The sequence below is a fragment of the Synechococcus sp. GEYO genome (assembly GCF_900473955.1).
Lineage (GTDB): Bacteria > Cyanobacteriota > Cyanobacteriia > PCC-6307 > Cyanobiaceae > Synechococcus_C.
Genome location: NZ_UCNL01000010.1, coordinates 96,288 through 105,923 on the forward strand (window position 1 = coordinate 96,288; position 9,636 = coordinate 105,923).

Annotated in this window: 13 protein-coding genes and 1 pseudogene; 4 read left to right on the forward strand and 10 right to left on the reverse strand. The window is 59.2% G+C overall.

Going from position 1 to position 9,636, the window contains the following annotated elements; translation table 11 throughout:
• Window positions 1–4: 4 nt before the first annotated feature.
• A complete protein-coding gene (locus DXY37_RS10710) occupies window positions 5–1,237 on the reverse strand; it encodes an ABC transporter ATP-binding protein (protein WP_115126686.1) in 1,233 nt (410 codons plus the stop codon).
• A 60-nt stretch (window positions 1,238–1,297) separates the two neighbouring features.
• On the opposite strand from DXY37_RS10710, the gene cgtA reads away from it, so the two are divergent.
• Both cgtA and DXY37_RS10720 read left to right on the forward strand, forming a co-directional pair.
• Window positions 1,298–2,287: an Obg family GTPase CgtA gene (gene cgtA, locus DXY37_RS10715; RefSeq protein WP_115126685.1), complete on the forward strand. Its 990-nt coding sequence runs from the start codon at window positions 1,298–1,300 to the stop codon at window positions 2,285–2,287.
• Between the two features lie 116 nt (window positions 2,288–2,403).
• Window positions 2,404–2,586 carry a hypothetical protein gene (locus DXY37_RS10720; RefSeq protein ID WP_115126687.1) on the forward strand — a complete coding sequence of 61 codons (183 nt, stop codon included), beginning with the start codon at window positions 2,404–2,406 and terminating at the stop codon, window positions 2,584–2,586.
• 106 nt (window positions 2,587–2,692) lie between these two features.
• Here the strand turns inward: DXY37_RS10720 and DXY37_RS10725 are convergent, their stop codons facing one another.
• Window positions 2,693–2,911 carry a CP12 domain-containing protein gene (locus DXY37_RS10725; RefSeq protein WP_115126665.1) on the reverse strand — a complete coding sequence of 73 codons (219 nt, stop codon included), beginning with the start codon at window positions 2,909–2,911 and terminating at the stop codon, window positions 2,693–2,695.
• 157 nt (window positions 2,912–3,068) lie between these two features.
• Between DXY37_RS10725 and DXY37_RS10730 the strand changes: the two genes are divergently transcribed.
• Complete coding sequence (locus DXY37_RS10730; RefSeq protein WP_115126666.1) at window positions 3,069–3,566, forward strand: hypothetical protein; 498 nt, start codon at window positions 3,069–3,071, stop codon at window positions 3,564–3,566.
• Here the strand turns inward: DXY37_RS10730 and DXY37_RS10735 are convergent.
• The 4 genes and pseudogenes from DXY37_RS10735 to DXY37_RS10745 form a co-directional block, all read right to left on the reverse strand.
• Window positions 3,547–4,959: an ABC-F family ATP-binding cassette domain-containing protein gene (locus DXY37_RS10735; RefSeq protein ID WP_371638125.1), complete on the reverse strand. Its 1,413-nt coding sequence runs from the start codon at window positions 4,957–4,959 to the stop codon at window positions 3,547–3,549. The genes DXY37_RS10730 and DXY37_RS10735 overlap by 20 nt on opposite strands.
• Window positions 4,957–5,391 (reverse strand): annotated as a pseudogene (locus tag DXY37_RS13805) (ATP-binding cassette domain-containing protein); the annotation flags it as partial. The gene DXY37_RS10735 and the pseudogene DXY37_RS13805, both read right to left, overlap by 3 nt.
• Window positions 5,392–5,453: 62 nt before the next feature.
• On the reverse strand, window positions 5,454–6,092 hold the full coding sequence (locus DXY37_RS10740) for a DUF2301 domain-containing membrane protein (RefSeq protein WP_115126668.1): 639 nt from the start codon (window positions 6,090–6,092) through the stop codon (window positions 5,454–5,456).
• Window positions 6,089–7,078, reverse strand: coding sequence for a glutathione S-transferase C-terminal domain-containing protein (locus DXY37_RS10745; RefSeq protein ID WP_115126669.1), 990 nt, complete (start codon window positions 7,076–7,078; stop codon window positions 6,089–6,091). Before DXY37_RS10745 ends, DXY37_RS10740 begins: the two co-directional genes overlap by 4 nt.
• A gap of 55 nt (window positions 7,079–7,133) precedes the next feature.
• On the opposite strand from DXY37_RS10745, the gene DXY37_RS10750 reads away from it, so the two are divergent.
• Window positions 7,134–8,081, forward strand: a complete 948-nt coding sequence (locus DXY37_RS10750) for an aspartoacylase (RefSeq protein WP_115126688.1) — start codon at window positions 7,134–7,136, stop codon at window positions 8,079–8,081.
• Here the strand turns inward: DXY37_RS10750 and DXY37_RS10755 are convergent.
• From DXY37_RS10755 to DXY37_RS13400, 4 genes are all read right to left on the reverse strand, one after another.
• The gene (locus tag DXY37_RS10755) at window positions 8,060–8,428 is read right to left on the reverse strand and encodes a hypothetical protein (RefSeq protein ID WP_115126670.1); all 369 of its coding nucleotides are present in this window, start codon (window positions 8,426–8,428) and stop codon (window positions 8,060–8,062) included. The genes DXY37_RS10750 and DXY37_RS10755 overlap by 22 nt on opposite strands.
• Before the next feature lie 80 nt (window positions 8,429–8,508).
• Complete coding sequence (locus tag DXY37_RS10760; RefSeq protein ID WP_244277089.1) at window positions 8,509–8,868, reverse strand: hypothetical protein; 360 nt, start codon at window positions 8,866–8,868, stop codon at window positions 8,509–8,511.
• 114 nt (window positions 8,869–8,982) lie between these two features.
• Window positions 8,983–9,297, reverse strand: coding sequence for a hypothetical protein (locus DXY37_RS10765; protein ID WP_244277091.1), 315 nt, complete (start codon window positions 9,295–9,297; stop codon window positions 8,983–8,985).
• Between the two features lie 74 nt (window positions 9,298–9,371).
• Window positions 9,372–9,530: a hypothetical protein gene (locus DXY37_RS13400; RefSeq protein ID WP_170951850.1), complete on the reverse strand. Its 159-nt coding sequence runs from the start codon at window positions 9,528–9,530 to the stop codon at window positions 9,372–9,374.
• Window positions 9,531–9,636: the final 106 nt, after the last annotated feature.

Sequence of the window (9,636 nt, forward strand, 5' to 3'; positions counted from 1 at the left end):
CGCTTCAGGTCAGATTGGGAAGCACCGGTGTGTCGTCTCGTTCTGATGGGGGTGTCGGCATGGGAATGGCGTCCCCCTGGTCGTCAAATAGGCGCCACCCATGGGGATCAGCATCGAGATGAATACGACTGCCTGGTATTGCTCTGAGACCCGGATCTGCCCTGACCTGCACCAAGTGTTCCCCATCGAGCAGCCTGCAAGTGATCAGCTGTTCGTTGCCCAGCACTTCACTGTGACTGACGTCTGCCTGCAGGTTTCGGTTGGTGGCAGGTGCCACCTTGAGATCTTCGGGACGAATGCCGCCATGGAGCCGTTGGCCCTCGAGACCTGCCAATGCCGCACTGAGGGGACCCTCCACACTCACCCGGCGTTCGCCCAGGTGGAGTGTCTGGCTGCGACCCACCTGGACTGGCAGCACATTCATGGGAGGGCTGCCGATGAACTGAGCCACAAACAGGTTTGATGGCCAGCGGTAGAGCTCCATCGGTGTGCCCAGTTGCTGAAGCCGACCCTGATTGAGCACGGCGATCCGGTGACCCATGGTCATGGCCTCCACCTGATCGTGGGTCACGTAGAGAGTGGTGGTCCCCAGCTGACGCTGGAGGTCCACGATGCGAGTACGGGTGCTGCCGCGCAGCTTGGCATCGAGATTGCTCAGCGGTTCGTCCATCAGAAAGACATCCGGCTGACGCGCCATGGCTCGCCCGAGAGCCACCCGTTGTTTCTGACCACCGGATAACTCCTTGGGCCGTCGATCCAGCAGTTGATCCAATTCGAGAGCCCGGGCCACCTCCAGCACCCGATGCTCCACCTTCGCTTCCCGTTCAGATCGGACTTGAAGCAGGCGCGGCAGCTCGCGTGTGCTGCGATGCAATTGGTCATGGAGCTGCTCGATGGCACGGCGGCGGCGGCTGCGACGCAGTCCGAACCCGAGGTTGTCGCGAACGCTGAGATGCGGATACAGCGCATAGCTCTGGAACACCATCGCCACATTGCGCTTAGCAGGCCTCAGCTTGGTTACAGCTTGCTGCCCCACCAGGATTTCACCCGCACTGGGTGTCTCAAGGCCTGCCATCAGCCTGAGCAAGGTGCTCTTACCGCAGCCGGAAGGACCGACCAGAACCAGAAATTCACCATCTTCAATCGACAGTGAGAGGTCACGAATCACCTCGACGGGCCCCTCACCACCACGACCTGGATAGCTCTTGCTGAGCGCCTCGAAGCGAACGCCGGCCAAGCTCAATCTCCCGTGCCTTGCGATCCTAGGGTTGGTGACTGGTCCCGATCGAAGCTTTTCGTGCAGTTCATCGACCAGGCGCGCATCACCGTCCGTGGCGGCCGTGGGGGTGATGGCATCGTGGCCTTCCGTCGTGAGAAGTACGTTCCAGCCGGTGGTCCCTCAGGCGGTGATGGGGGGCATGGATCCCACGTGGTCCTCGAGGCTGACTCGAATCTTCAGACGCTGCTGGATTTCAAGTACAAGCGATTGTTTGCCGGTACTGATGGTCGTCGGGGCGGCCCCAATCGCTGTACCGGTGCGTCTGGCCAGCCTCTGGTCATTCATGTTCCCTGCGGAACGGAGGTGCGACATCTCACCACCGGCATCCTCATGGGTGATCTGACCGCGCCTGGAGAGCAACTCATGGTGGCGTTCGGAGGCCGCGGCGGTCTGGGAAATGCCCACTATCTGAGCAACCGCAACCGTGCGCCCGAAAAGTGCACTGAAGGTCGCGACGGAGAGGAGTGGCCTCTCCAGCTTGAATTGAAGCTGCTGGCCGAGGTCGGGATCATCGGTTTGCCTAATGCCGGCAAAAGCACGTTGATCAGCGTCTTGTCTGCAGCCCGTCCCAAGATCGCCGATTACCCCTTCACTACCTTGGTGCCCAATCTCGGTGTGGTGCGCCGTCCGACCGGAGATGGCACGGTCTTTGCCGATATTCCTGGCCTGATTGCCGGTGCCGCCCAGGGTGCCGGACTCGGGCATGATTTTCTTCGCCACATCGAGCGCACCCGCCTGCTGATTCACGTGGTGGATGGAGGGGCGGATGATCCGCTGGGTGATCTGAAGGTGGTGGAGAAGGAGTTAGAGGCTTATGGCCATGGCCTAGTGGATCGTCAGCGCTTGCTCGTCGTGAACAAGCTTGAGCTTCTGGATGAGTCGGGTCGCGACGCATTAGTGGAGGTTCTGGAACAAGAAAGTGGCCGAAGGCCACTGTTGATTTCAGCTGTGATGGGTCAAGGACTGAAAGATCTGTTGAATCAGGTCTGGATGGAACTTGGCGTCTGAGCCATTCGCTTCATCCATTGACTTCATCCATTTGTCGAGAAGCGTGTTCGGGCTCCAACGAAGACTTGTGCGTTCAGCGTTGGATGGCGATAACGGGAACAATGAGAGAACGTCCGATGACCTTCTTCACCTGTTTCGACAACCAGGGCCAGTTGATCGCTCGCTGTCAAACGCCCCAGCAAATCGAGGCCCTGCGCCGTCGCGGTCGTCCAATTGCCGGAGTGCATGCCATGAAGCCAGAGGAAGCCGTGGTGTGCAGCCTCACAGGCAGCCCTGCCGATTTCAACGAAGATCAGTGACCCACGCGGCATGGTTCACCATGCCGGGCCCTTGATCGTGGCTGCTCAATAAAAAAGCGGGAAATGATCCCCGCTTTTTTATTGAGTTGATCGTGCAGCTCACGATTCAGTCGTCATAAACGCGGCACTCATCAGCTTCCGGGTTGTTTTCGCAATAGAGCTCAATGGGAGTGGGATCGTGGCTGTCGCCGGGATGCTCCTTCTTGTAGTCCTGCAGGGACTCAAGCTCTTCGCTGAAGTGGCGAACCTTGGCATCGTTGCCCTCTGCCATGGCAGCTTCGAGCTCGCTCTGGTCCTTCTTGATGTGTTCGTCGATGGATTTCATGGAGTCGTTGGCGTGTCCCAACCAATTTCGACGCCCACACCATACGGCCGTTGCGCCGTGCTGCCAGCTGCCAGACATCAGACCTCGTTTCCGTATCAACACTCATGACCTGGTCGGGTGACCTCGGCTACCAGCAAAGAAGAAAGGGTTCGTGGTCATGGTGCGAATCAGGCAACGACAGGGGCGCCACTTCATGGATGAAGAGGGCCGCATGTTCTGGATTAATGGTCCGGAGAACTTCTGCTATCTCTCAGAACAGCGTCAATGGCGTTGCGGTCTGAGCTTTCAGGAGGTTCTTGAGTGGAAGCAATGTGCTCCTTCCGGGCTGGTGAGTCAGCGCTTCAGCTCACTACAGGCCGCCTGCGAGGCCTTCGAGCACAACCAGATTTTTTGGTCGCATGATCTTTACCTGCGTCGCATGGGTGACCAGATGGCCTTGCATCGCTCAGCGGACGATTACCGCCCCACCGTGATGAAACTGGCGGAAGCCTCTGGTCGGGCAGTGAGACCTGCGCCGTGGAGTGGTCGCACCTCCACGCCATTGAGTTGTCCTGTTCCCTTGATGAACTCCAAGGTGGGTCTGGTTGGTGACTCTGGCGGAGAACTGACGCATCCCCGTCGTCGTCGCCGTTCTCTCAGGGAACCAGTTCACTGAGTTCCAGCCAGCGTTCTTCACTGGTTTCGAGCGCTTCCAGCAGGCTGGCCAAATCGTGGCTCAGGCTGGTGAGATCGCCCTGGCCGCTGGAGATGGCTTGCTCGAGGTCTGCTTTGCGCTGCTCCATCAGAGGTAGTTCATGTTCCAGTGATTCCAGTTCTCGTGATTCCTTAAAACTGCGTCGACGTGGACCCTGGCTCTTCGAAGTCAGCTCTTTGCTGGTTTGCTCCTCATTGGAGCGATTGCGGTTGCCTTCAGCCGCGGCACTCTTTTCTTGGTTCCGGCGATGGTCAAGAAAGGCGCTGTAGTTGCCTTCAAAACGCTGCAGACGTCCTTGCTCGAAGCAGAACAGACGATCGACGGTTCGATCCAGAAAGTAGCGGTCGTGAGAGACCACCACCACACATCCGCGAAAGTCTTCGAGCAGGTCTTCCAGAACGCTCAGCGTTTGAACATCGAGATCGTTGGTGGGTTCATCCAGCAGCAAAACGTTGGGAGCCTGAATCAGCATTCGACACAGACTCAGCCGTCGTCGCTCCCCTCCTGACAACTTGCTGAGCGGACTGTGCTGCTGAGCGGGCGGGAATAGAAATCGCTCCAACAGCTGGGAGGCACTCAGTTGCTCTCCTCCTAAATCAATTCGAGATGCGGCCTCTTCGACGAATTCGATCACCTTGCGCTCGAGTCCACGCCCTTCTGTGAGTGCATCGGTGTGTTGATCGAGATAGCCGAGATGCACTGTTTCCCCAAGGCGGAGACTGCCAGCAGTGGCTTGCCGCCGTCCGGCGATCAGGTCCAGCAGGGTGGATTTGCCGCTGCCATTGGGTCCGATGATGCCGACCCGATCCTCGGGACTGAAGCTGTAGGTGAAATCCTTCAGAAGGACCGGGCCGTCGGCCTGGCCATCTGCGGTGACCGTCAATTGCTCAGCTTCGATCGCGAGCTTGCCGATTCGACGGCTGACGCTGCTCATCTCCAGTTGGCTGCGATTGGTTTTCGGGGGTGCTGCCCGCATCTCCTCGATTCGCTGAATCCGAGCTTTCTGCTTGGTGCTCCGCGCCTTGGGGCCCTGACGCAGCCAGGCCAGTTCCCGTCGCATCACGCTCTTGAACCGGGCAGCTTCAGCGGCTTCTGAGACCTCCTGGTCAGCTTTGCGCCGCAGATAAGCGCTGTAATTCCCATCAATGCTGGAGGCCTGTCCCCTCTCCACTTCCACAATTCGGCGTGTCACACGGTCGAGCACATAACGGTCGTGGGTGACGAGCACCACAGCTCCTGGGTACCGATCCAACCAGCTCTGCAGCCATTCCACAGCCGCTGCATCCAGATGGTTTGTCGGTTCGTCTAGGAGAAGCACATCTGGGCCGGCAACCAGTGCCGAGGCCAGGCCCACTCGCTTGCGATAGCCCCCGGATAAATCCTCCACCGGGCGGTGTAGATCGCTGATTCCTAGGCGCTGCAGCACTTCCTGGCACTGTTGCTCAAGCCCCCAGGCTCCCTCCTCGTCCATGCGTTCGCTCAGAGCACCGAGTTCTCGCATCAGCGTTGTGTCGTCAGGAGACTGGGCCACCGCCTCAGAGACGGCGCTGAAGCGCAGCAGGAGCTCCCGCTTTTCTCCACAGCCGGCCAGCACCTGTTCCAGCACGGTGAGCCCAGGCTCCACCGTGCTGTCCTGACCAACCAGCTCAATTCTCAGACGGGAGGAACAGCGCCGCTCTCCGCCTCCAAGTGGTTCCTTTCCTGACAGAACCCGCAGAAGAGTGGATTTACCGGCTCCATTCGGTCCGATCAATCCAACCCTGTCCCCTTCACGGATATGCAGCGTGAGGTCCTCGAACAGGGTTCGGATGCCGAAATCTTTGGAAGCATCAACCAGGCTGATCAGACTCACGAGCCTGCGCCCTCGCGCTGGGCGTCTAGATAAGCAAACACGCTCTTGTCTCCGACATCAGCTGCTGCATCCATGCCGAATTTCCGCACGGCGAGCACGACCAGCAGCAGCCCGGCGACCAGCACCAACATCCCGCAGGCGCCGTTGCCAACCAGCCCCAGCAGCCGTCCCAGAAGAGCTATAGGAAGGAGCAATGTGAGGCCCACGGCCTCCGGACGACGAAAGCAGAAGAATTCCTTGAAGCCGATCCCGGTAAGAGCTGCAAACATCGGTCCAATGGCCAGGAGCCATCGGGGTTGGATTGCCAGCGTGTTGAGGGCTTCATGGGCTGATGTTTGAAGCATCAGCACCAGCCACCCCAGACAGCCAAGCAGCCAAAACAGCTGCAGCGCTTGATGCAGCGGTCGCAGATAAATGTGAATCCACTGCAGGGCCAGCCCGAGGCTGACGCCAAGAGGCAGAAGCCAAAGCCATGCCCAATGCCCCCCCACCAGCCACCACTGCAGCAGCCCGGCGCTCAGTGAGATGCCGCTGACCAGCAGACAGATCCTGTAACGCTGAACCTCCTCTCTATCCGTCGACGTGATGGTGAAAGGTCCATACATTCCGTCGAACTGGGGATCGGCGGTTGTCATGGCTGGGGAATGGTGCTGTTCACCAGTGTGCTCAGCTTCGGGCCTTGCGGAACGATTCCGCCGGGATTCAGAGGAAAGAGGGCGCCGAAGTAGTCATGGCGCCAGGCTGCAGCGTCGCAGGTAGCGTCCACTCCAGGCAAAGCCATGAACCGTTGTCGCCATTTCCACAGTTCAGGCAGCATCCAAAGGGGTTTTGCGCTGCATCCGAACAGGGGGGCGTAGACAGCCTCCCAGCGAATCAGGGTTGGGAACAGGCGGACGTCGGCAAGTGTCAGGGTTGTACCGCAAAGCCATGGACCCTCCTTGCTAAGACTTCGTTCAAGCTCCTCAAGAGCATCAGCCATGGCGGCACTTGCCTGTTCGTAGGCCGACTGGTTCCGGGCAAAGCCGCAGCGGTAAACCCCGTCGTTCACTGCTGGCTGTAGAAGCTGCTGCCAGCTTTCAATCCGTTCCTGCAGGCTGACAGGAGCCAGGTCGGGGGCTTCAGGTGCTGTAGGCCAGCGATTCAGAGCCGAGGTGAGTGGCGTGCTGTCGTTGCCGAGAAGCCGTGGCTGGTGTTGTTCGTTGCGGCCAGGATCAACCAGCACCGGCACCGTCGCTCGCAGACTGGGTTCCGCCCCGCAGCGGCGATACAGCTCCAACAGGGTGGTGCAGCCCAGCCAGCTGGGATCCAGTCGCCATCGTCCCTCCTCGTGGTCAGCCTTGGCGGTGATCACCTCGAGACTGCTCTCAAGACCTCGCAGCTTCACCATCAGCCAGGTGCGGTGTGCCCACGGACAGCTGCGTCCGATCAGCAGCCGCGGTCGTCGGTTTGGGTCCCGTTCCTTCAGATCCTCTGCCTCCGGGACCGACGTTTGCATCGGAGCGCTGTCTGGCCTTTGGTAGTTGCCCTGGTCATCCGCGGGCCCTAGCCCTGTCATCAGGCGTTGCCACTGCCACTGCCAGCCCTTTCGCACACTGCGAACGATCAGTGGAGGAATCGACATCACGGTTCCGTTTCACGGCATTGTCCTTCAGGCTGTGGATGAGTGCAGCGACCTGATGGCAAGCCCCCGAGTGCTGGTGGTGGCTGGTACCCACGGCAATGAAGTCAATGCTCCCTGGCTTCTGGAGCAATGGGCTGTTCAGAAGGAGCTGATTGACGCGTGTGGATGTGTTGTCCAAACAGTGATTGGTAATCCGGAGGCCCGCGCCGTAGGTCGTCGTTATTGCGATCGCGATCTCAATCGTTCCTTCCGTCCCGATCTCCTGCAGCAAAGCGCGACCAACCCCGAGCAGTGCGATCGTGAAATGCTGAGAGCTCTGGAACTGCAGCGCAAGTTCGGGCCTGAGGGCCAAACACCCTGTGACCTGGTGGTTGACCTGCACAGCACCACAGCTGCGATGGGTAACTGCCTGGTGGTGTACGGCCGCAGGCCAGCTGACCTGGCCTTAGCTGCGCTGGTCCAGTCATCTCTGGGGCTACAGGTCTATCTGCATGAAGCCGATGTCGCGCAACAGGGTTTCATGGTGGAGCGCTGGCCCTGCGGACTTGTGATTGAAGTGGGGCCAGTGCCTCAAAGTGTTCGCAGGCATGACATCGTTCAACAGACGCAGCTGGCGCTTCAGGCGGTGTTTGAGGCCATTGCGGAAGTCGTCTCAGGCCGAGCCTGTTACCCAAAGAAGCTGGTGCTCCACCGTCACCTCAAAAGCCTTGATCTGCCTCGAGATGCTTCAGGTGAGGCGGCTGCACTGATTCACCCGCAGCTTCAGGACCGCGATTGGATCCCCCTTCGCTGCGGTGATCCGCTGTTTGTTTCGGCTCAGGGAACAACCATTGCCTATGAGGGTCCGGACGGATCTATCCCTGTCTTCATCAATGAAGCGGCTTACGCGGAAAAGGCCATTGCCCTCAGCCTCACGAGCCGTGAGGAATGGCCCCTGTCCCAGAGCTGGACAGAGGCACTTGCTCTTTTGCTGAAAGGGAATCAGCGCGGTGATCCGTTGTAAATGATGCTGAGGACACTGCGACCGTCTGGAGCAATCTGAATTTCGGTTTCCGTGGTGGCATCGCTGCCGTCTTCAGGCCAGCCCGGATCTCCACCAAGGAAGCTGAAGGTGTAACCGCTGGGAGAGTCATCGACAAGACAATCTCCGCCGCCCGAGCTGGTCTTGAACATGCAGGGCTGGGGGCGGTAGACGCTGAGCCCACCGTTCTCGGTCACAGCTGTGTTGCGCGCCAGATTTAAGGCACGCACCTGGGAGGCTGGCACTGCTGCCTGTGCCATGACTGGGGCGCCTGTAAGAGCGCCTGTCCCAGCGATCACAGCCAGGGCGGTTACTGAAGAGAGGTTCATGACCTTAGTTAAGTCTTTTCTATCGGAGACAAAGCAACAGCGTCTGTCAACTAATCCGTTGTGGTCTGTTGACCGGGGATTCAGGGGATCGGACCGTTGTAAGGAACAGCCAGGATCCGTTCTCCGTCTTGTGAGACGAGCACTCTCGTTTCCAAAGTGGGACGCGGGGGAGATTGCTGCTGCCAGCCTGGTGGGCCGCCGAGGAAACCGAACAGAAAACCCTGATCCGATTTGGAGATCAGGCATGAGCTTGCCCCTGTCTCATACATGCATGCTGCGGCGCGGTAGGACGCGAGCCCACCGTTCAAAGACTCCGCTCGCATCCTTGCGAGGTTCGCTGCCTTCGGCTGTGCGACTGGCAAAGAGGGTGCATCTTGCACAGCACCGATGCCTCCCAGGCAGAGCGCAAGCCCAGTGGCGGCTGTCAGCAGTCGGTTCATGGGTGTCCTGTCTGCGCTCACAGCCTGATGCCCATGGTTCGTGAATGGTGTTTCTCGGGACTGAGAAAGCATGTCTCGCTGTGACTGGTGATCCAATTCACTCCCTAAAGATGCTTATCCACAGGCCCATGTGCCCTGTTCGAGCGTGCAGGGCAAGCTGCTGACTTTGCCATTTTCCCAATAGATCCTCAGCCGATCGTCGGCGGTGCCGCTGCGGAAGGTGATGGATTTGATCGGCCCGGGTGGGACACGCTCTCCACTGTCATCACTACCAGGCATGTTTTTGCTGACCAGTCGTTCAAGCTGGTCGACACGGTTTTGCAGCTCGCTGATTTGCTCGTCGTGACTGATGTTTGTTGATGGCTGAGTGTCAGCCCGTTTCTGGCAGGCACCGGTCAGAGCCGCTGTCATGACGGCGGTGAGAGCCATGGCCAGCGATCGAACGGCGGGGGCTGAAGACGGATGCATGGCCGCGGCGTTATGGATTGATTCAGTGTGCGTGTTCAGCCAGTTTCGACCAGCCGTTCACTCCAGTAAACGACTGCGCCCTGAGATTCCAGTTCATGACGCCTGTGGCGCGCTGCCTTGGTGGGAACGGTTTCCTCAAGACGCTGTCCTGCGATCAACCAACGAATGAGGACCACAGGCGTCTCCTGAGACACAACCTGAGAATCTTAAGCGATCCTTTAGGGGCTTTGGCTTTGGGCGGGTCGCGCCTGAGCGAGGTCTCAATGGTTCTTCACGTCGGCTTCATAAAGCAAGCGACAT

What these genes read in the sequence shown, in the direction of transcription:
- DXY37_RS10720 (WP_115126687.1), top strand. Translation starts at nt 2,404, where the DNA reads ATGACCTTCTTCACCTGTTTCGACAACCAGGGCCAGTTGATCGCTCGC.
- DXY37_RS10725 (WP_115126665.1), bottom strand. Translation starts at nt 2,911, where the DNA reads ATGAAATCCATCGACGAACACATCAAGAAGGACCAGAGCGAGCTCGAA.
- DXY37_RS10730 (WP_115126666.1), top strand. Translation starts at nt 3,069, where the DNA reads ATGGTGCGAATCAGGCAACGACAGGGGCGCCACTTCATGGATGAAGAG.
- DXY37_RS10740 (WP_115126668.1), bottom strand. Translation starts at nt 6,092, where the DNA reads ATGACAACCGCCGATCCCCAGTTCGACGGAATGTATGGACCTTTCACC.
- DXY37_RS10745 (WP_115126669.1), bottom strand. Translation starts at nt 7,078, where the DNA reads ATGTCGATTCCTCCACTGATCGTTCGCAGTGTGCGAAAGGGCTGGCAG.
- DXY37_RS10750 (WP_115126688.1), top strand. Translation starts at nt 7,134, where the DNA reads ATGGCAAGCCCCCGAGTGCTGGTGGTGGCTGGTACCCACGGCAATGAA.
- DXY37_RS10755 (WP_115126670.1), bottom strand. Translation starts at nt 8,428, where the DNA reads ATGAACCTCTCTTCAGTAACCGCCCTGGCTGTGATCGCTGGGACAGGC.
- DXY37_RS10760 (WP_244277089.1), bottom strand. Translation starts at nt 8,868, where the DNA reads ATGAACCGACTGCTGACAGCCGCCACTGGGCTTGCGCTCTGCCTGGGA.
- DXY37_RS10765 (WP_244277091.1), bottom strand. Translation starts at nt 9,297, where the DNA reads ATGGCTCTCACCGCCGTCATGACAGCGGCTCTGACCGGTGCCTGCCAG.